Annotated in this window: 15 protein-coding genes; 4 read left to right on the top strand and 11 right to left on the bottom strand. The window is 69.9% G+C overall.

The genetic code is table 11. The features are described 5' to 3' along the window. Positions 1-29: 29 nt before the first annotated feature. Together B056_RS0109160 and B056_RS0109155 are read right to left on the bottom strand one after the other, a co-directional pair. A complete protein-coding gene (locus tag B056_RS0109160; RefSeq protein WP_018501568.1) occupies positions 30-1,448 on the bottom strand; it encodes a family 2B encapsulin nanocompartment shell protein in 1,419 nt (472 codons plus the stop codon). A gap of 983 nt (positions 1,449-2,431) precedes the next feature. Then, positions 2,432-3,439: an expansin EXLX1 family cellulose-binding protein gene (locus B056_RS0109155; RefSeq protein ID WP_018501567.1), complete on the bottom strand. Its 1,008-nt coding sequence runs from the start codon at positions 3,437-3,439 to the stop codon at positions 2,432-2,434. A gap of 799 nt (positions 3,440-4,238) precedes the next feature. On the opposite strand from B056_RS0109155, the gene B056_RS0109150 reads away from it, so the two are divergent. Further along, positions 4,239-5,807, top strand: coding sequence for an ABC transporter substrate-binding protein (locus B056_RS0109150; RefSeq protein ID WP_035750956.1), 1,569 nt, complete (start codon positions 4,239-4,241; stop codon positions 5,805-5,807). A gap of 517 nt (positions 5,808-6,324) precedes the next feature. Further along, positions 6,325-6,909 carry a superinfection immunity protein gene (locus B056_RS45995; protein WP_407672333.1) on the top strand — a complete coding sequence of 195 codons (585 nt, stop codon included), beginning with the start codon at positions 6,325-6,327 and terminating at the stop codon, positions 6,907-6,909. Positions 6,910-6,964: 55 nt separating this feature from the next. On the opposite strand, the gene B056_RS0109140 is transcribed toward B056_RS45995, so the two are convergent. The 7 genes from B056_RS0109140 to B056_RS0109110 form a co-directional block, all read right to left on the bottom strand. Then, positions 6,965-9,814: a patatin-like protein gene (locus B056_RS0109140; RefSeq protein ID WP_018501564.1), complete on the bottom strand. Its 2,850-nt coding sequence runs from the start codon at positions 9,812-9,814 to the stop codon at positions 6,965-6,967. Between the two features lie 249 nt (positions 9,815-10,063). After that, entirely contained in the window at positions 10,064-11,725 is a 1,662-nt protein-coding gene (locus B056_RS0109135) for an MFS transporter (RefSeq protein ID WP_018501563.1), read from the bottom strand. Then, the gene (locus B056_RS0109130) at positions 11,722-12,531 is read right to left on the bottom strand and encodes a ribonuclease BN (RefSeq protein ID WP_407672335.1); all 810 of its coding nucleotides are present in this window, start codon (positions 12,529-12,531) and stop codon (positions 11,722-11,724) included. Before B056_RS0109130 ends, B056_RS0109135 begins: the two co-directional genes overlap by 4 nt. 438 nt (positions 12,532-12,969) lie before the next feature. Continuing rightward, the gene (locus B056_RS0109125; protein WP_018501561.1) at positions 12,970-13,650 is read right to left on the bottom strand and encodes a class I SAM-dependent methyltransferase; all 681 of its coding nucleotides are present in this window, start codon (positions 13,648-13,650) and stop codon (positions 12,970-12,972) included. Positions 13,651-13,734: 84 nt separating this feature from the next. After that, positions 13,735-13,863: a hypothetical protein gene (locus B056_RS45345; RefSeq protein WP_268258364.1), complete on the bottom strand. Its 129-nt coding sequence runs from the start codon at positions 13,861-13,863 to the stop codon at positions 13,735-13,737. 43 nt (positions 13,864-13,906) lie between these two features. Further along, complete coding sequence (locus B056_RS35930) at positions 13,907-15,967, bottom strand: prolyl oligopeptidase family serine peptidase (protein ID WP_018501559.1); 2,061 nt, start codon at positions 15,965-15,967, stop codon at positions 13,907-13,909. Between the two features lie 138 nt (positions 15,968-16,105). After that, positions 16,106-16,888 carry an SDR family oxidoreductase gene (locus tag B056_RS0109110; protein WP_018501558.1) on the bottom strand — a complete coding sequence of 261 codons (783 nt, stop codon included), beginning with the start codon at positions 16,886-16,888 and terminating at the stop codon, positions 16,106-16,108. A 207-nt stretch (positions 16,889-17,095) separates the two neighbouring features. On the opposite strand from B056_RS0109110, the gene B056_RS0109105 reads away from it, so the two are divergent. Next, positions 17,096-17,968 (top strand): helix-turn-helix transcriptional regulator, encoded by an 873-nt coding sequence (locus tag B056_RS0109105; protein WP_018501557.1) that lies wholly within the window; start codon positions 17,096-17,098, stop codon positions 17,966-17,968. Positions 17,969-18,038: 70 nt separating this feature from the next. Here B056_RS0109105 and B056_RS35925 read toward each other — a convergent pair whose 3' ends face one another. Then, entirely contained in the window at positions 18,039-18,887 is an 849-nt protein-coding gene (locus B056_RS35925) for a transposase (protein ID WP_230202913.1), read from the bottom strand. A gap of 164 nt (positions 18,888-19,051) precedes the next feature. Continuing rightward, positions 19,052-19,867, bottom strand: coding sequence for a class I SAM-dependent methyltransferase (locus tag B056_RS0109095; RefSeq protein WP_035750976.1), 816 nt, complete (start codon positions 19,865-19,867; stop codon positions 19,052-19,054). A gap of 222 nt (positions 19,868-20,089) precedes the next feature. Here B056_RS0109095 and B056_RS40500 point away from each other — a divergent pair. Beyond that, positions 20,090-20,258: transposase domain-containing protein (locus tag B056_RS40500; RefSeq protein ID WP_195905872.1), on the top strand; the 169-nt coding region annotated here is incomplete at its 3' end.

Below are 20,258 nucleotides of genomic sequence, written 5' to 3'. Positions count from 1 at the left end.
CGATTACGAGGCCGCTTGCTGGCGCCCGCTTACTGGCGCCCGATCTCGACGTTCTCGAGGACACCGAGCGCGTCCGGCACGAGGACGGCCGCGGAGAAATAGGTGGTGACCAGGTAGGAGATGATCGCCTGCTCGCTGATACCCATGAACCGCACGGACAGGCCGGGCTCCAGCTCGTCGGGCAGCCCGACGTGGTGCAGGCCGATCACACCCTGGTTCTCCTCGCCGGTCCGCAGGGCGATGATCGACGTCGTCCCGGCGGCACTGACCGGGATCTTGTTCACGGGCAGCAGCGGAACCCCGCGCCAGGCCGGCACGTGCTGGTCGTGGAACAACGCGGTGGCCGGGTAGATCCCGCGGCGGGTGCACTCCCGCCCGAACGCGGCGATCGCCCGCGGGTGGGCGAGCAGGACGTGCGTGCTGCGCCGGCGGCTCAGCAGCTCGTCCAGGTCGTCCGGGGTGGGGGCGCCGTCACGGGTGTGGAGGCGCTGGCGGAAGTCGGCGTTGTTCAACAGGCCGAAGTCCCGGTTGTTGACCAGCTCGTTCTCCTGCCGCTCCCGCAGCGCCTCGACGGTGAGCCGCAACTGCTGCTCGACCTGGTTCATCGGCTCGTTGTAGAGGTCGGCGACCCGGGTGTGCACCCGCAGCACCGTCTGGGCGACGCTGAGCTCGTACTCGCGGGGCGCCAGCTCGTAGTCGACGAACGTCCCGGGCAGGGTGGGCTCGCCGGAGTGCCCCGAGGAGATCGCGACCTCCGCCTCGCCGGCCCGGTTGCGCGGCGGGTGCGGGCGGGAGAGGTAGTCGTCCACATGCTGGCGCAGCTCCGGCGACCGGTCGAGGAGCTCGGTGAACTGCTGGCGCGGCAGCACCAGGACCGTCGTGCCGGTCACCGCCCGCGCCGTGTACTCCCAGGTGGCGCCGTCCTCGACCAGCACGTCCTCGCCGAAGTAGGCGCCGTCGGCGAGGATCCCGAGCGAGCGCGGGTCGTCGTAGTGCCCCGGTGCGACCTTGTCGACCTTGCCGTGGGCGATGACGAACAGCTCGTCCGCGGCGTCCCCGGCGGTCACCAGCGTCTCCCCGGCGGCGAACTCGCGCTGGGTGAACCGCCCGGCGAGCGCGTCGAGCGCGTCGCCCTCGAAGCCGCGCAGCACCGGCAGCTCACTGAGCTCCGCAGGGACGACCCGTACGTCCGAGCCGGTGTTGACGACGGTGATGAGGCCGTCCCCGAGGACGTAGCTCAGCCGCCGGTTGACCCGGTACACGCCGCCGGCGGCCTGCACCCAGGGGAGGACACGCAACAGCCAACGCGACGAGATCCCCTGCATCTGGGGGACGGACTTCGTCGTCGTCGCGAGGTTGCGGGCCGCGGCCGTGCCGAGGCTCGACAGCGGCTGGCCGACGGGGGCGCCGTCCTGGGCGTCGGAGCCGGCCTGCGCGGGCGTGGTCATATCAGCCACCTAATCTCTGGTCTTTCAGGGGACTCTGGTCATTCGGATGACGGCGGGACTCCAGTACCGGCGCGCGCACGGGGGAGCTCCTCAGCCACGATGAATCCCCCCGGGACCGCGACGTGCGCGGTCGTCGTCCTGTTCGGAGACCCAGGCGCTCGGTCGAGGTCGGGATCCCGGCGCGGACCGGCGCCACGGACAGAAATAAAAGTAGAATTGCCGGTCGAATTACCGACGGAACGCAGGACGAAGTGCAGGTGGAACACGGAAAGGACGCGTGGGCTTGCGGCGGCACGCCCGGAGGCGCGATCGGTTTTTGTGGTAAAGATGCGCGTGCAATGAAAGATCTGGTGATCGTTCTCGGATTTGTCACCCCGGCGCGCCCGGGACCGTTGTCAGCCCGCAGTGCAGTCTCCGCCGCGGTGCGGCGCGCAGCGGAAGCCTTTCGCATCGGTCACCCCGATGGCAAGCACTCCACAGAACCAGTCGAATCTGGTCCCGAGTGATTGTCCTTCATGGTCCTTCGAAATTGTCCCGTCGATCACTCGGTGTCACAGAGGCGATCCGCTGGCGATCCGCGACCCGCCAATTTTCACTGCCTACTGTCGTCTTATGTCAGGAAATTTTCGGGTGTCGGTGATTCGTACCCGACAAATCCCCAGGGGAGTTTCTGGTGCACGCTCAGTAATTTCCCTGGCGGTGAACTAGTCGTATCTGTTCAGCGATGTCGGGTCGGTGGTGGGCCGTTCTAACCAGGATTCGCCTTTACCGGTGGTCACAACGGCAGGCCCGCCCGGTGCCCGTGGCCCCGGAAGGCAGTGGCGGACCATGACCCCGGCCACGCGGCGGCCACCCGTTGGCCGACAGTCGCCGGCCGACAGTCGCCGGCCTGATCGCTCGTACGCCGGCCTGCCGCGGCGCGGCGTCGCCAGTGCGCCGCGCCGCGGTCCCGCCGTGGGTCGAGCGGTCCTGTCGTGGGTTGATCAGTGCCGGACGAACTGGCTGCCGGTCGTCTGCACCGCGGCGGGCGCCAGCTTCACGGTCTCGACCAGCCGCTCGCCGTAGATGTCGGTGACCCGCACGGTGAACGGCCCCGGGCCGAGCCCCTGCGGTGCCACGAAGTAGTTCCACATCTCCCGCGGCAGCGCCGTCCAGGCCCCGTTCACCTGGACCTCGAGCGCGACGACGGGATTGCGGTGGTTACGGACCTGGATGGCCAGCCAGTAGGCCGAGGACCCCTCCTTGATCCGGAACTGGACCGGTCCGATGTCGGCCGGGCTGACCAGCCGCCAGGAGACGTCGACCAGCCCGGGTGTGCCGCCGGCGATCCGGGCGAAGGCCTGCTGACTCAGGTCGAGATGACCAGGGCCGCACTCGGGGCACCGGTCGGTGACCTTCACGACCGTGGTGCCACCGGGTCCGGTGACCTCGATGTACGCGCCGCAGGCGCGGGCCGTCTCGTAGTCGGTCTCGTTCATCGCCACCACCGGCATGGCGGGATCGGTCAGCGGGTCGAACATGCAGTTGCCGCCGCCGTCCGCGCCGTAGTGCGTCGCCGGACCGGTGCGGACCACACCCGGCTGGATCCGGCCGGGTGTGACCGGCACGGTTGTCGGCCCTGCCGGTGCGCCCGGCGCCGGCACGCCTGTCACCGAAGGCCGGCCGGGCGGCGCCGACGGACCGGTGGGCGCGGTCGAGGCACCGGTACCCGGCCCGGCGGTGCCGCCGATCGTCGGTCGGGCGGAAGGAGCGGGGCTGATCGGGGGCACTGGGGTGACCGAGGGCGCCGAGCCGGCCGTGGGCCCCGAGATGGGCGTGGACGACGGACCGGGCGTAGCCGCCGCGGTCGCGGTGCTGACCGGGCCGGGCTCCGGCGGACCACCGCCGACCGCCGGTTGGCAGCCGGTGGCGAGAACGGCGGCGGCGGTCGCCGCCGCCATGCCGAGCAGGGCACGCCGAACCGGCGCGACGAAACCTGGGGCGGGGGACATCGGAACTACCTCCGTGGCCGGAGCGCCGACGACAGCCGGCGCCGCTCTACCCCTCCCCGGACCTCGCACGCTAGCGGGTGTCGCGATCAGCCGTCGAGCGCCCAGGGTAGTTACGAGAACACTGTGGCGATCGCGAGGCCGCATGTTGTGTCGCGTTGATTCTGGTATGTCCATTTGTTCGGAGATCTGTGTACTGTGCAACCGCCGTCGGGCGGTGTCCGGCTCGGCCGCGCAGGATCGGCTCGCGCCCCTGCCGCCGGTCGCCGCGGGGGCTCCGGCCCGGGTGGCCCGGAGGGCGCCGTGGTCAGACCGGCCCGTTTTCGTCGTCGTCGGGTATTGCCGAAACACAGATATTGGTGGCATCCTACCGACACTCAGCCGGCGCCCTGGGGAGGACGAGGTGGATTCTGGTATAGCCGGGGGCGCCGTGGCGGGGCGGGTTGGTTCCCGATATGCGGGTGCGGTTACCGGCGAGTGCCTCACCCTCGATGGTGTTCCAAAGTCACCATGGTCGAGTACCGGCATGAGCCACGGCCCACCCGGTTCACGGAAGTAAGTCCCGCTAAATAACTCGTACAGATCGGTCGATGGCCCTCCGTGCGCACGGAGGGCCTGACTTTCCGGCTCGACGAACCTGACGGAATGCGTCGCGATGGCGGGTCGCCCGCCCGCGAAGCACTGCCTTCTCCGCGGCTGCCCGGACCCTCTCTGGCCGGCCGATCCGTCGTCCCAGCGTGCCCTGAAGGGCGTTGACCGATCGATTCCCTGATTTCGCCACGTACATAACGAGAGGTCACTGATGGCGCGTAAGAAGCGATTACTCGGCGCGGCCGTGGTCTGCGTCGCTACCCTTGTTCTGGGAGCCTGCGGGGGCGGTGATTCCGACACGGCCAGCCCGGCCAGCGATGCCTCCGGCAAACCCGTCTCGGGTGGCATCGCGCGGATCCTCATGGTCAGTGACCCGAACAGCCTGGACCCGGCGTTGCTGTCCAACCAGGCGGCGATCACGGCGGTGCTGGGCAACGCCCTGTACGGCACGTTGCTGACCACGGACGAGACCAGCAAAGTCGGCTACTCGCTGGCAGAGTCCTTCAGCACAACCGACGGCGGAGCCACCTTTGAGCTGAAGCTACGCCCTGACTTGGTCTTCTCCGACGGTACGCCCCTGAACGCCGCGGCTGTGAAGTTCAACTGGGACCGCGTCAAGGACCGGGCGACCGCGTCGCCGAGCCTGCCGGAAGCGTCCATGGTCGCCTCGTCCGAAGCGGTCGACGACCGCACGCTGAAGGTCACAATGACCACGCCCATCGCGGCGTTCGCGCAGGCGGTCGTCAGCACGTCCCTGAACTGGGTGGCCTCCCCGGCGGCCCTGCAGAAGGGCGCGCAGTCCTTCGACAGCGAGCCGATCGGCGCGGGCCCCTTCACCCTGCAGAGCTGGACTCGTCAGGCCGAGATCAAACTCACGAAGAACCCGCGCTACTGGGACACGCCGAAGCCCTATCTCGACGGGCTCACGATACGCACGGTGCTCGAGTCCGACCAGCGTTACAACACGCTGAGCAGCGGCGGCGCCGATGTATCCATCGAAACGAACTGGGTCAATCTCGGGAAGGCGGAGAGCGCTGGTCTCCCCACCAACCTGCTGCCGCTCAGCGGTGGCAACTTCCTGGCGATGAACTCGCGTCGGGCCCCGTTCAACGACATACGGGCGCGGCAGGCCGTTTCCGCTGCGCTGGACATCGATGCGCTGAACCTCGCCGTCTACGCCGGGAAGGGCAGCGTCGCCGACACGCTGTTCGCGAAATCCTCCCCCTTCTACTCGAAGACGTCGCTGAGATCCGTAGACCGGGCGAAGGCACAGAAGCTTTTCGATGAGCTGGCGGCCGAGGGCAAACCGGTGTCGTTCACCTTCTCCAGCTTCCCGACCAGCGAGAACAGGGCGATCGCGGAGAACGTCCAGGCCCAGCTAAGCAGCTTCAAGAACGTCAAGGTCGAGGTTGCGGTCATCGACTTCGCGAAGGGCGCCGCGCTGCGCTCGACCCACGACTTCGACGTCGTCGTGTCCTCGGTGGCTTTCCAGGACCCCGAGCCGCGGCTGCTGGCGAACCTCACCGGGAACTCGCCGGCGAACATGACCGGTGTCGTGGACCCGGAACTGGACGCGGCTCTGCTGGCCGGCCGGACCGCGACCTCGGTGGCGGAGCGTAAGGCGGCCTACGACAAGGTACAGGCACGACTCACCGCGGTGACGCCGTTCGTCTTCCTCATGCGGTCGGCCCCCGGTGTGGTCGCGGCCAAGAACGTCGGTGGCCTCAGGCAGTACGGTGCCGGCTCCCTGCTGCCCGAGGAGTTGTGGATCGAGAAGTAGCCCCGACCCCCGCGATGACGCCCCAGGGCCGCCGTGCAGCTCGGTGCCCTGGGGCGTCGACGGTGTGCCGGCCTCCGCCACTGCCGGCGACGTCCAGGGCAGGCTCGCCAGGGCTGGCCGCGGCGCAAGGCGCCCGCCAGCCGCTCGCCGGCCGTGCCGGTGGTTGCCTTACACCGTGACACCGTGTCCGCACGACGGACATCCAGGAGCTTCGGACGCCGCGTGCCGACACGCCGGGCAGTGGAAGACCACGGGGCCTCGCCAGGGAACCGTCGGCGGAACCAGCAGCACGGGGCGACGGGCGTTCACCCGCCGCACCCATTGGTGAAGTGGAAATCTCACCGGTTCAGCGTGCCACGGACGCGGCTCCGTGGCGACGGCGCCCCGTGGCCCTCTCGTTCCCGATGTGCTGGCTATGTCGGGCCCGGCCTGATGCCTGCTTCAAAGCAACTAACGGGCGTGGGCGTCGCCGGCCCGTAATATCGCGCTTGCAGCATCGGAGTGGGATGTCGTCATCGTGCTACTATCCGGTCAGGCTGCGCTGTGTCGTTGCTCCGGGGGAGCGGGGGATTTAGTGAAGGCTGTCATCTGGTTTTATCTGCTTATTGGTGTCCCATCGTATTTCCTGCCGAGCATCATTGCGATGGTGCGCAAGCGGCAGGTCGCGTCGGTCATCGTGATCAATTTCTTTCTCGGCTGGACAATCATCGGATGGGTCGGGTCTCTGGCCCTGGCGGTGAGCTCCGGGAACAGGGACACGTCTTCGCAGGCCGTCGGAATCGCGTACTACCCGCCGCCCCCGCGATCCCGGGCCCACCGGGCGATCCGTCGTGGTACCAGCAGCCGGGCCCGTACGGCCCTCCGGCGCAGCATCCGATCCCCGACTCCGGTGGCCAGTGGACGCCGCAGCAACTGCCGGGGGGGCCACCGCCGCAGGGGTGGCAGCCGCCCCCGCCCTCGGGCCCTCACCCCAGGCTTCCCGATCCCGGCGGCCCGAGCGGCCCATATCCGCAGCCCTGATCACCGCAGGTCGGCCGGGGGTACCGGGCACCAGAGGCGGGAATCGCGAGGTTCGGTCTCGGTGCCGACATCCCGGCACTGAAATCAGGAGCTGGTCTTCGGCGGTCGGCGACACGGGCGGGACTCTCATTCCCGGGTCATCCGCCGATACTTTCCCGGATCCTCGCGGTGGTTTGCCGGCCGGCCCATCTCATCACCGCGGCGGGCAGCATCAGCACGCTACCGGCCTCCTTCCGAACGACGTCGAAGGCCAGTCCCAGTGTCCGCGGCATCGGGGTATGGGCCGGCGGGACCGGGGCGAACAGACCCGCGGCAAACCGTGTGGCGACGGCAGCCGATCTCCAGAGGAGCCCCGCTGAGACCGCCTCGGCGCATGACTCCGTGGCGATCTCGGCGTCGGCGAACATGGCGAAGAGCTCGTCCAGGCCGGGGTCGGGCGTGGCCGTCCACACCCGCAGGAAACGTGCCCCCGCGGTGAGAAGGCCGCCTTCTTCCCGATCCTCCTCGATCGCGACGGCGAGGCGGGGCAGCTCCTCGGTGAGGATGTCGGCGTGCAGCCGCCGGGCGACCGCGAGCGCAGTCGTCACGAGGGGTTCTGCTCTTGCCTCCGGATCGTCGAGGAAGGACAGCTCCGCGAGGATCGCCTCGCTCTGCGCGTCAAAGTGCTCGCCCAACCGGGTCTGATGGCTGCCCCCGACGGCGAGCTGGCGCAGCTGGTCGTGAGTGTCCTTGGCCGACAGGCCGAGCTGGCGCAGCCGGCCCGGGTCGAGGACGGCCTGGACCATGCGCGTGGCACCGTCCAGCCGGCCCCAGATCCAGTCGTTGACCCGCCAGGACCTGCTGGAGAACCCGCCGAACCAGAACAGTTCCGTTCCGGCGATCTTGGCCGGGGTGGTGGGCCCGCCGAACGAGTTGGGGGTGAAGCCGCTGATCTGCTGGAGCAGCACCTCCTGCTCCACCTCGGGCGGCGCGCCGGAGATCGCGATCTGGCACACCTCTACCGCCAGCAGCCTGCGCAGCAACGATGCCGGGGACGGCTGCGCGCCGTCGGGAAACAACGCCTCGACCAGGTTGTGCAGCAACTCGGCCTCGTCCGCCGCCTCGGGGTCGCCAGCCGCGCCGGGCGGGCCGGCCGGCGGACCACCCGGCGGACCGCCCGGCCGGGCGCGCGCGGCGACATGCCGCAGATCGCCGCCCGCCTCGGCCAGGACGCGCGCGATCCGCTCCGCGACGGCGCCCAGTCGGTCAGGTAGGGAGGCGGCCGGGGCCTCCTTGGCCCTCGGCGGCAGCGGCCAGCGTGACAGCGCGGCCTGTACCCAGGAACGAAGGCACTCCTGGCGCTCCGTCGCGTCCGAGCCCCGCGCCGGGGCAGCCGGCGGCCGGGTGGCCCAGCTCCGCCAGAACACCTCGTCGTCGCGGCCGCATTCACGAAGCTCGGCCAGCGCCTCGTGGAGGCGCCGGCGGTGCCCGCGCAGCCGTCGGCGGGTAGTCGCCTCGGCGGGGTCGGTCGGATCGGCGAGCCACATGGCACGCTTGAAGACGTCGACCGAGAGGGCGCCGATGCGCTCGACCGGCTCGACTCCCCAGGCCCAGCGTGCGGGGTCGGCGTCAGCGGCTGGCAGATGGTCGTCCGGTGGTATGTAGGAGACGCCGCCGGCGTGTGTGCCGACGTCCCGTAGCACCGCCGCGAGCTCGGGACGGCTCCACCAGATCCGGGGCCGCGGGGTGGCCGCCGCCAGCAGCGCACCGATGCGGTCGGCCTCCTGGTACGAGCGTGTGGTCCGGTAGCCGCCCATCAGCTTCTCGGCGAGCTTCTCGTTGAGGTGGTGGACGATCCTCGCGCGGTCAGGGCGGTAGCGGCGGACCCGGTCGTTCGTCGCCTGGATCTCGGTGAGCTCGGCGTCGACCGACTGCGCGTAGGGCAACGTGGCCAGCGTCCGCAGCACCGCGGCCGGCGTCGGCGGCCGGTCGTCGGTATCGCTGCCGAGGCTGTAGACGTCGCCGAGGCCGGCGACCTCGGCCGGGGCGGGACTGCTCGGGTCGGGGTTCACCTGCACCAGGAGCCGTCGTACCTGTCGCTCCGCCGGCTGGGCGTAGATCGCGGCGAGCGCCGGTTTCACCGGCTGGTTCAGCAGCACTCCGCCGTCCATGACATACCGGCTCCGGTCGAACCGCGCCACCGCCGGCCGGCCCGCGCCGGCGCCCATGTCCGGATGGTGGGAATCCCTCCCCGCTTCCCCCACCGGGACGAAACTCGGTTCGAAGGCGACCGGGAACGACGCGGTGCTCCGGCTCGCCAGCGCCAGCCGGCGGGTGATTCCCGGATCCCGGAACGGGTCAAGCCCGGGTGACGCGTCGGCGGCCCGGGTGAAGCGGAGAACTCCGGCGTGGGCGGACTCGATGATCTCCGTCCCGAAATCGTCGACATACTGTTTCGGCTGGCCGCGCAGCAGCGTCGTGTTGATGATCAGGTCGATCGGCCGCTCGCTCGGCGGCACGTACCGCTGGGACCGTTCGCCCGCGGGCACGATGCGCTCGAAGGCACTGACCAGCTCGGGCAGGAAGTAGTCATCACCGCGCAGGAGGGACACCGGCCGCGGTTCACGAGGGTCGCGCAGCAGCGTGTCGAACGAGCCCAGCTCGGCCCACAACTCGCCGAGCGGCCGTAGATCGGCCCCGTACGCCTGGGCGTACGCCAGGAAAGCCCCGTTGACGCCCCCGGCCGACGTCCCCGCGATCACATCGGCCCGCGCCCGTCCGTGGACGAGATCAAGAAGCCCGCCGTAGACCGTCGCCGACTCCGAGAAGCGCGGCTCCGCCTTACCCGCGCCCTGGTCACCCGGACGGCTCCGGGTCAGCGCGTTGATCTCGTTGACCACCCCGCTCATCCACACCGCGAGGCTTATCCCGCCATTGAGAACAACCGCGAGCCGAATGTCCTCCAGGTCGTCATGGTCGACATTGAGCTGGTTGCCGCTGCGGCTCATCGCTCTCCTTGAGGAAAACCCCGCGCGCTGGGAACAGAGGCCTGGTTTCGGTGGACTTACCGGCAGTCCTCACCGCGTCCATCCGGCCGCGGGTGGCTGTCACCGTTCCGCGCATGTAACCACTGACCCGGGCCGGCGGTGCCCGTGCCACGCCGACGTGACCCGGGCCCCCCGCCCCGCCCCGGCGTGGCGTGGCGGGGCACGGTCACGGGAACGGCGCATGTGTCTCTGGCCAGCGGCGCTGAGCGATCAGGTGACCGGGCCGGGCACCGGTACCGGCGCGGACTGCCGAGCCGGGAGCCGGCGGGTGAGGAAGAGCGCGGTCAGGGCGATCGCGGCGAGCAGCGACAGGGCCGCCCGCAGACCATCGATGCGGGCGTCCGCGTTGGTGGCGGTGATCGCCCTTGCGGCGTCCGGCGGTACTCCGGCCTCGTCGAGCCTGATCTTCAGATCCCGGTCCGACAGGAAGGGGACGCCCTCGCTCAGCCGCACCTCGGCCTGTGCGCCCAGCTCGGCCGGTACGGCGGGGTCGTGCCGTATGCCGGTGAGGAACGACGAGGTCAGCGCGGAGATCAGCACCGCTCCAGCCGCCGCGGTACCGATCGACGCACCCAGGTTCGTCACCGTGTTCTGCACCCCACCGACCTCGCCGGTGTGCTCGTCGGCGACGGCGGAGACGGTGACGCTGCCGAGCTGCGACGCGAGCGAGCCCACCCCGAGGCCGGCGAGAAGCATCGGCCAGGTCACGATCTCCGGTCCGGCACCGACGTCCAGAGCGGCAATCATGATTGCTATTCCGGCGAACAAGGCGAGGAAACCGCCGCGGATGACGCGCCGCGGTGAGGCATGTGGGAAGACCTTGGGGATGCCGACGGCGGCTGCCAGCAGGGCGACGGACAGCGGCAGCAGGCGGACGCCGGTAGCGACCGCCGAGAGCCCGAGCGCCACCGACAGATACAGCGGGACCACGAAGAAAAGCCCCGCCTGGAGCAGATACTGGAAGAAGAACGAGGTGAGCCCGGCCCGCAACGTCCGGCTCCGCAGCAGCGCCGGATCGAGCAGCGCGGCGGCGCCGTGGGCCAGCCGGTAGTCCTGCCACCGGACAAAAAGCAGCAGGATGGTTCCGCCCGCGAGGGCCAGCCAGATCACGGGTGAGAGCCCCAGCCAGGCGGGTGCTCCGGGTGCCGGGCGGACCAGGCCCCAGCTCCCCGAACGAAGGACGCCGTACACGATGAGCGCCAGGCCGGTCGCGGACAGCCCGGTACCCACGAGGTCGAGGCGTCCCCCCGCGGTCGGCGGAGTGTCCGCCATCCCGCGGGTCAGCCACAGGATGACGCCCACCACGAGAACCTCGCCCGCGAAGACCCAGCGCCAGGACAGATAGGTGGTGAACAGGCCGCCGACGAGCGGGCCCGCCGCGACCGCGATCGCGCCGGCGGCGGCGACCAGCCCGTAGGCGCGCGGTCGCTGCGCCGCCGCGAAGTTCGACGCGACCAGTGCGACAACCGCGGGCATGATCAGCGCCGCACCGACCCCTTCGAGGAACGACCAGCCGAACATGAGGGCGGCGAGATTCCCGGAGACGGCTGTCGTCAGCGACCCACAGCCGTAGACGACGCAGCCGATGGTGAACACCCGCCGATGCCCGAAGAGCTGCCCCAGCCTGCCGCCCGTAATCATGAACGCCGCCATCACCAGGGTGTAGAAGGTGATGGCGGTCTGGATTCCGGTCACCGTGGTGCCGATGTCCGAGGCCACGGTGGCGATCGACACGTTCATCACCGAGCTGTCCAGGGTCATGAGAAACTGCGCCGCCGCCAGGGTGGGAAGAACGGCCAGGCTGGCCGAAGCGGTCTCCGGCCCGGCTCCGGGGCCCTGGATCCCGGCTGTCCCGGGGGTCCGTGGTGTCATCGTTCACGCCCGGGCCGACGCCTGGTGACGTCAGGGTCTCCGCCTCCGGCCGTGTCGCTGACGCCTTTGTCCGCTCGCCTTTCCGCTCTGGTGTGAGCGGCTGCCCTGCGTGTCTCATTGTACCACATTCCGACGATCGCCCCTCCGGTGAGAACAACGCCAAAACCGATCAGCCAGGAAAGGATCGTGAAAACGACGCCGATGCTCCCGTAGTTCCGCTCGTTCGTGACGATGGACGCGGAGAAGGTAAATCTGCTCACCACGCCAAGACCGGTCAGCCCGACCGTCGTGAACGCGGCGGCCGGCCAGGCCTCGCGCCACCCGAGCCGTCCGAGGGTGAGGACCCTGATGCCGATCCAGAGAAGGAACAACAGACCCGTGGTACTGAGCAGGCCGTAGCAGATCTGGCCGGTAGCGGTGCTGGTGAGCAGCGCCCCGGCGCCGGTGGCACCGGCGAGAAAGACAATGAGCGCGCAGAGCCAGATTACCTGGGCCGGGATGCCCCGAAGCCCGAGCGGCTGGACCCGGAAAACCTGGACGTACACGGACTGCACCGTCGCGGCCAGGGTGAGGCCGCCGAGGATCAACCAGAGCGCACCCACCACCGTCCAGCCGTTGTGGACCGTCCCGTCCTGTGGCGCGAACAGCCGTTCGACGGCCTCCGCGGCATCCTGGTTCAGGCCCATCCGCCTGATGATTATTTCTGCCGCGCCTCCGGGGCGTAGCGGCGACAACGCGGCCAACGCGATAATAAAGGGGAAGAACATCATCAGAATGAGTGCGGCGAGACTCATCGAACTGTTGATCAGATCACCCTGCCGCAGTCTGGATGTCAGATCCTCCGCCGCGGTGTTCCGGAACCGTGCCCGGATCGGCCGGGTCTTTTCCGTCAGATGCCCGGACCATCGCCGCGGCCGGTCCGCGGCGGAGCCGATGGATTCGCCGGATGGTCGAGATATGCGCCGATCGCCGGGCGCGCGTCGGCTCCCGGGCATAAATCTCCTCCGACCGCGAGTTCCCGCCCGTTCGGCTGGCTGCCAACCGGGCCGTGCCCCTCAGCATCCCGGCGCGCGAGCGTCCTCGCATCTGCGGTGTCCGAAATGGCGGAGCATCCTCCTCGCGACGAAGAGGCGAAAAGGTTCGAGATCACGGTAAGCTGCGAAGAAGCCAATTGTAGTTTGTGCTGAAATTTCCTAGTTCCTCTTTAGGTCGACTCCGGGTTTTTCCAAACGAGCAGGAGGATCTCAACGTAGCCGGCGTGCGCGGAGCACCAGGTCGTCGACGGGGTGCGCGCCGGCTCCGCTGTCGGGTGCGACGCGCGGCCGTTGCTCGTTGAGCTCCACCTCCCAGTCGTCGTCGAGCAGTGCGGAGACCATCGCGGGCCAGACGTAGTCGGCCGGGTCGAATCCGCTGTCGTGTACCGGATGGGTGTCCATTCCCGCGTGGTGCACGAGCAGGAGCAGGCCGCCGGGGGTGACGGCGGCGAGCAGCGCTCGTTCGGCCGCGGCGTCGGGGGTGCGCAGCAGGGCCGGGTACTGCGCGGAGACCAGGTCGAAGGACGCGGGCGGGAGCACGGCCTCGGTCAGTTCGGCGTGGACCCATCGGACGGCGACGCCGGCGTCCCGCGCATGCCCGGCCGCCCGCTCCAGTGCCAGGCCGGAGACCTCGAGCGCGGTCACGTCCCAGCCGCCGCGCGCGAGCCAGACCGCGTCCGCGCCCTCGCCGCAGCCGACGTCGAGCACCCGCCCGGGCGTGAGCGCGGCGACCTCGGCCACGAGCGCGCCGTTGGGCCGGCCGCTCCACAGCTGCTCTCGTTCGGAGTACCGCGTGTCCCACTCCGCCTGCACTGCCGGATCTCCGACGTACCCGTCGAGAGCGGAGCGGGTGTCGGGCACGGGTGATCCTGTCGCGATGTCGTCGATCATTGGGCCACTCTCGCCCAGGACGTGGCCAGCCACCAAATCTGTTTGCTGATGTGGCAAACAGATACTCGGGTCTGGCGCCGGCTGTCAGGTCCTCGGCCCCACGGGCGCCCAGGTGACGCCGCTGTGCTCGACCCATCCGGTCGGGTCGGCGAGGACGGCGTCGACCTCGCCGCTGAACAGGCCCGAGGCCGACCAGCCGCTGTCCCCGAGCACCGTGAGGATCCTGCCGGGTGCGGAGAGGCGGCGGAAGGCCCCGTCAGTCGGCCCGATCGGCCCCGGCGGCAGGGCGGTCTCCGTCCGACAGCGCACCGGTGCCGAGGGTGCGCCAGAGGAACTCGTAGGTCAGAGCCGACTTGTGGGCCAGCTGTTCGTTGTCGGCGGCCCCGCCGTGACCGCCTTCGATGTTCTCGTAGTAGCGGACGTCGTAGCCGAGCTCGCGAAGCCGCGCGACCATTTTGCGGGCGTGCCCGGGGTGGACCCGGTCGTCGCGGGTCGACGTGGTGATGAACGTCGGCGGGTAACGACGGCCAGGACGGACGTTCTGGTACGGCGAGTATTCCCTGATGAACGCCCAGTCGGCCGGATCGTCGGGATCGCCGTACTCGGCCACCCACGAGGCTCCGGCCAGCAGCTGGTGGTAGCGGCGCATGTCGAGCAGCGGCACCGAGCAGACGACGGCTCCGAACAGCTCCGGATAGCGGGTCAGCATGACGCCCATGAGCAGCCCGCCGTTGGAACCGCCCTCGATGCCGAGCTGGGCCGGCGTGGTGATCCCACGGTCGACCAGATCGCCGGCCACGGCGGCGAAATCCTCGTAGGCGCGCAGCCGGTTCTCGCGGAGAGCCGCCTGGTGCCAGTCCGGCCCGTATTCGCCGCCGCCGCGGATGTTGGCGACGACATAGGTGCCGCCGCGCGCCAGCCAGGCGCGCCCCACAGTACCGCTGTAGCCGGGGGTGAGTGAGACCTCGAAGCCGCCGTACCCGTAGAGCAGCGTGGGCCCGGGTTTTCCGGTACCGACGACAAAATAGGGGACGCGGGTGCCGTCCTCGGACCCGGCGAAGTACTGGCTGACGGTCAGGCCGTCGGCCGGGAAGAACGCCGGCGCCTGTTTGAGGATCTCGGGCTCCGCGCCGACGTCACCGCGGTACAGGGTCGCCGGCTGGGTGTAGCCGCTGGCATTGACGTAGTACTCGTCGTCGACGTCGGGGTTGGTGTCGAGAACGTCGGCGGAACCGGCGTCCGGGAGGCCGGCCAGCGGCGCCGACACCCAGCTGCCCGCGGCGGTCGGCGTGAGCACGGTGAACTGGCTCTTCACGTCCCGCAGCGTGGCTAGAACCAGATGGTTACGGGTCCACGCGTGGTAGGAGAGCGAGGTGTGCTCGTCCGGGGCGAAGAGGATCTCGAGTTCTCGCCGCCCGGCGAGGAACGCGTCGAAGTCGGCGGCGAGCAGGGCGCCCGCCGGATGGACGTCGTCGCCGACGACCCACTCCGACCGGGTCGTGATGAGCAGCCACTCCCGGTGCACCGAGGCGTGCGCGTCTTCCGGGACGTCGATGCGCACCAGCCCGGTCGGAGCACGCAGGAACGTGTCAGTGCGGTAGAAGTCGACGCTGCGGCGGACGAAGTCACGCTCGAAACCCTCGGTCGAGTCGTGGTACGCGCCGACCGAGACGTCGTCCGGCTCGCCTTCGAAGACGGTGACGGCGTCGCCGAGCGGAGTGCCGCGCCGCCATTCTCTGACCAGCCGGGGGTAGCCGGAGGAGGTCAGCGAACCTTCGCCGAAGTCGGTGCCGACGTAGACCCGGTCCGCGTCGATCCAGCCGATCGTGCTCTTGGCCTCGGGCAGGAAGAAGCCGTCCTCGACGAAGGTCCTGGTGACCAGGTCGAACTCCCGGACGACGGAGGCGTCCGCCCCGCCGCGGGACAGCTCGACCAGAGCCAGCCGGTACCCGGGGTGCAGCACGTCGGCGCCGTGCCACACCCAGTTCTCCCCCTCGCGGTCGGCGAGCGCGTCGACGTCGAGCACGACCTCCCACTCCGGGACGGCGTCGCGGTACGAGGCCAGCGAGGTGCGCCGCCACAGGCCACGCGGATGAGTCGCGTCCCGCCAGAAGTTGTAGAGGTACTCGTCCCGCGTGACCGGGTACGGAATCCGGTCATCCGAGTCGAGCACCTCGCGGATGTCCGCGCGCATCTCGGTGAACCCGGGGGACTGGGTGAGCTCGGCGAACGTCTCGGCGTTGCGCTCCCGCACCCAGGCGAGAGCGGCTTCCCCGGCGACGTCCTCAAGCCAGCGGTACGGATCATCGTCGGCCACCTCCCAAGTCTGCCCGATCGCGGGCACCACGGGCGGCGGGAGCGAGGATCGGAGGAGACCGACGAACCGAATCGGGGGAGACCGACGAACCGATCAGAGGGTCGGGCCCGACGTGGGTCAGCCGGGTTGACCGGTCGGTCAGCTGGGCTGCCCGGTCGGCATGATCGTGAGCTGCTGGATGTTGGCGCGCGGCGGCAGGGCGGCGATGAAACCGACCGTCTCGGCGAGGTCCTGGGCGGTGAGCCACTCCGTCGTCTCCCTGGAGCCCGCCAGCCACTGGAGCGCGCCCTCGTCGGTGACGTGGCTCTGCAGCTCGGTGGCGACGATGCCCGGCTCGATGGCCGACACCCGCACGTGCTTGGCGCCCAGCTCGACCCGCAGGTGACGGGACAGGTGGGTCACATAGGCCTTGGTAGCGGCGTAGACGGCGAAGTTCGGGAAGATGTTCTGCGCCGCGATCGACGAGGTGTTGATCAGATCGGCGACGCCGCTCTCACCGGCGGCGGTGACCAGCTGCGGGATGAACGCGCCGATCACGTTCATCAACCCGGTGATGTTGAGGTCGATCTGGTGCTGCCACTGGTCGACGGCCAGTTCCTCGATCGGGGCGGGAAGCATGACGCCCGCGTTGTTGAACAGCAGGTCGGCGCCGCCCAGCTCGGCCGCCACCCGGCCGGCGGCGGCGTGAGCCGCGGCGGCGTCGGTCACGTCGACAGCGATCGCGACGGCGGTACCGCCGTTCTTCCCGATCCTGGCGACCAGCTCGTCGAGCCGGTCGGCCCGGCGGGCCAGGACGGCGACCCGCGCGCCGAGCTGGGCCAGGTGCTCGGCGCAGGCCTCGCCGATTCCGCTGGAGGCCCCGGTGACGACCGCGACCCGGCCGGTCAGCGGCTTGGTGGTGATGTTCGTCGTCGCTGTCATGCTGCGCACCTTCCGATTGTGGCGAGATGGGGCGACGTGGCCGGGGACGGTTCAGGGTCGTGTCCGGCCACGTCTCCAGCGCACCACCACGCGCCTCTGATCGCAGGCTCTGAGTGGGCCCTGACCGGGCAGGTACCGGGAAGGCAGGTACGGACAGGGCCACCTGGCAGGGGTCCGCCGCCGGTCGAGCTGGCAGACACTGGGTGCGTGGACCGTGGTAGCGAGATCGCGGACTTCCTGCGTTCCCGTCGCGCCCGGCTGACCCCCGAGCGGGCCGGGCTGGCACTGGACGGCCGTCCCCGACGGGTTCCGGGCCTGCGCCGGGACGAAGTGGCACGCCTCGCCGGTGTGAGTACCGAGTACTACACCCGTCTCGAGCAGGGCCGGGCGGTAGGTCCGTCCCCGCAGGTCGTCGACGCGCTGGCCCGCGCGTTGCAGTTCGATCCGGCGGAGCGCGAGCATCTCACCGATCTGCTGGCGCGGCCGCCGTCAGCCCGCCGTGCGCCGACCGGTCCGCAACGGGTCCGTCCGGGTCTCCACCTGATGCTGCGGACGTTGGAGCACGTCCCCGCGTTCGTTCTGGGCCGGCGCACCGACGTGCTGGCCGCCAACGGTCTGGCCCGCGCGGTCCTGACCGATTTCGACGCCCTGCCCGCCCCGCGGCGCAACCTGGCCCGGTACTACCTCCTCGACCCGGACGCCCGGGACAGGGTCGGAGACTGGGCTCAGATCGCCGCGGAGACGGTCGCCATTCTGCGGCTCGAGGCCGGCCGCCACCCACACGACAGGCGGCTCGCCGACCTGGTGGGCGAGCTCACCCTACGTTCGCCGGAATTCACCATCTGGTGGAACGACCACCGGGTGCTGCGCCGTACCCACGGGACGAAGCGTTACCACCACCCGGTGGTCGGTGATCTGCACTTCGCGTACGAATCCTTCCAGCCTCCCGGTGACCCGGACCAGACGCTGTGCGTCTACAACGCCGAGCCCGGTTCGGCCACCGCCGAGGCGCTGCGGCTGCTGAGCAGCTGGACGACTGCCGACAGCGAGACGCGTTCACCGCGCGCGGACGCGCGGTGAACGGCGCCGTGCCCGTCACGGCGGTGATGCGTCACCCCCCTAGTGGTCGCGCCCGTTGATTCGTCGGGGTTCATGCGGCCCGCGGGCGTAGCGCGTGCCGGTCGTGGTTCCTGATGCGGGCCAGGAGCTGGTTGAGGTCGGTGCGGGTGAACTTCCAGTCGAAGGGCCTGGCCGCGGCGTTGTGGTGCTTCTCGAAGGCGAGGATCTGGGCGGCGAGCTCGTCCAGGCCCTCGAGGTCGTCGGGGGTGAGGAGCGTGCGCTGGATGACGGAGAAGTAGACCTCGACCTGGTTGAGCCAGGAGGCGTGGACGGGCAGGTGAACCATCCGCGCGTTGGGGTAGGCGCTGTGCGGGCGGTCGGCGGCGGCGGCCCGGTTGCGGTGGGAGGCTCCGTTGTCCACGACCCAGAAAACGCGCCTGGCTGAGGCGTACGGCTCAGCGCTCATGACCTGGTCCACGAGCGCGGTGAACGGCTTTATCCCGGTGGACGGCTCGCACCGGCCCATCACCCTCACGTGGTGGACGTCGTAGGTGGCCAGGTAGGCCGGGGTGCCGTGCCGGTGGTATCCGCTCTCGGCCCGCATCGCCCGGCCGGGGCCGGGCGGGAGCGGCAGGTGCAGGCGCATCCGGGCCTGAACGCCGGGTTTCTCGTCGGCGCTGAGGACGTACTCGTCCGGGCCGAGGGGCTGTCCTTCCCATTCCCGCTGGTAGAGATCCAGCACGCGCCCGGCCTTCACGGCGAACCGCGGGTCGCGGGGGAAGATCCACGACCGGTGCTGCCAGGGTTTCAGGACGTCATCGGCGAGCCAGCGCCGCACGGTAGACGCCGACGGCGCGGGAGTGATGCCGCTGGTTGCCGTCTGGCGGGCTAGCTCAGGACAGATCCAGCGAGCCAGCGGAGCCCCGCTCGCGGCGGGCATCTCGCACGCCAGAGCTTTGACTTCGGCTGCCCACCGCAGCATGATCACAAAAGTCGGTGAACGTATCGGGCCACGGCACTAGCGAGAATTAGCATCCGCGACCTGCGGCGCTAGCTAACCTGCTTGCGGTTGCCAGCGGTGGCCCGGCGGAACCGGGACAGCGATCACGGCAGTGGGGCGTGCAGAGCGTACTCGATAGGGATCTCCTGTCCGGCGAGGAACAGCCGCCACCGGCCGTCCTGACCCCGCACCATCAGCTTCTGGCGTCCTTGGGGGCTCTCGGCGTCGAGGTACTCGGCGAGTGAGGTAACCCGCAAACCGGCTGCCACGGCAGCGGTCACGATCTCGCCCAGGCCGTGGGGGTACTGCACGGTGTGCGTGGTCTGCAGGCGGGTGGCGCTGTCGGCGTAGAACGTCGTCGAGGGCAGCCAGTGTGCCGCTCCACCCTGGTAGGGAAAGTCGAACCGGACCGGCTCCGCGGTATCGATCATCTGCGTCAGCGGATGCCCGTCGATCAGCACCAGGACTCCACCGGGGCGCAGGGCCGTGGCCGCGGAGGTCATCCACGCCGCCACGTCCGCGATCCAGGGCAGCACCCCATAGGAAGCGAACACCACGTCGAACGACGCGGCGAGATCACCCGGAAGTCGCTGCGCGTCCGCCTGGACGAAGCGTGCTTCGAGACCGGACGCGGTAGCCAGGGCGCGGGCACGCTCCACCGCGACACCCGAGAAGTCCAGCCCTGTCACACGGGCACCGAGCCGAGCCCAGGACAAGGTGCCCAACCCGAAGTGACACTGCACATGGAGCAGATCGACATCGGACAGCGACCCGACCGCCGCCGTCATCTCGTCCCGCTCCCGGGCGGACAGCGCGCACCGCCCGGCGAGGAAACCTTCGACGTCGTAGTAGTCGTCCTGCCCGTGCAGACGTGCCAACTCGTCCCACCGTGCCCGGTTCAGCTCCAGTGCCTCGCTCACGGAACATGAACTGTAGCGGCACAGCCCCAGCCAACGGAGTGCCTTGACGGCCATCTGTCCCGTGACGCGAAGCGCCTGGAACACCATCGGCCAGGGCCCAATGCCGTGAAGCTTAAGTCGATCTTGAATAGTTGATGTTCGCTGTTCGTGGCTGGCGGGTGGTACGGCGTGGCGGCGTGGCATCGGTGCCGCTGGGTGGTTTGGTCACGGTTCGTGGCTTCGATGGTGACTCCGGACCAGGTGTCGGTGGGTGTGCTGGTGACGGCGGTGCCGCGGGACGCGGTGGACGAGGCGGTGGCGGCCTGCGGCGTCGGTGAGCGGCGCAGGGGCGGGAAACTCCCACCCCATGTGACGGCCTATCTGACGTTGGCGATGTGTCTGTTCTCAGACG

The organism is Parafrankia discariae (genome assembly GCF_000373365.1).
In the GTDB taxonomy this organism is placed as follows: domain Bacteria; phylum Actinomycetota; class Actinomycetes; order Frankiales; family Frankiaceae; genus Parafrankia; species Parafrankia discariae.
Note: the sequence above shows the minus strand (reverse complement) of the source record. Positions and strands in the feature narration are given on the sequence as shown.

Excerpts from the sequence above, each read along its gene's own strand:
- B056_RS0109160 (WP_018501568.1), bottom strand. The coding sequence starts at position 1,448 with ATGACCACGCCCGCGCAGGCCGGCTCCGACGCCCAGGACGGCGCCCCC.
- B056_RS0109155 (WP_018501567.1), bottom strand. The coding sequence starts at position 3,439 with ATGTCCCCCGCCCCAGGTTTCGTCGCGCCGGTTCGGCGTGCCCTGCTC.
- B056_RS0109150 (WP_035750956.1), top strand. The coding sequence starts at position 4,239 with ATGGCGCGTAAGAAGCGATTACTCGGCGCGGCCGTGGTCTGCGTCGCT.
- B056_RS0109140 (WP_018501564.1), bottom strand. The coding sequence starts at position 9,814 with ATGAGCCGCAGCGGCAACCAGCTCAATGTCGACCATGACGACCTGGAG.
- B056_RS0109135 (WP_018501563.1), bottom strand. The coding sequence starts at position 11,725 with ATGACACCACGGACCCCCGGGACAGCCGGGATCCAGGGCCCCGGAGCC.
- B056_RS0109125 (WP_018501561.1), bottom strand. The coding sequence starts at position 13,650 with ATGATCGACGACATCGCGACAGGATCACCCGTGCCCGACACCCGCTCC.
- B056_RS0109110 (WP_018501558.1), bottom strand. The coding sequence starts at position 16,888 with ATGACAGCGACGACGAACATCACCACCAAGCCGCTGACCGGCCGGGTC.
- B056_RS35925 (WP_230202913.1), bottom strand. The coding sequence starts at position 18,887 with ATGCCCGCCGCGAGCGGGGCTCCGCTGGCTCGCTGGATCTGTCCTGAG.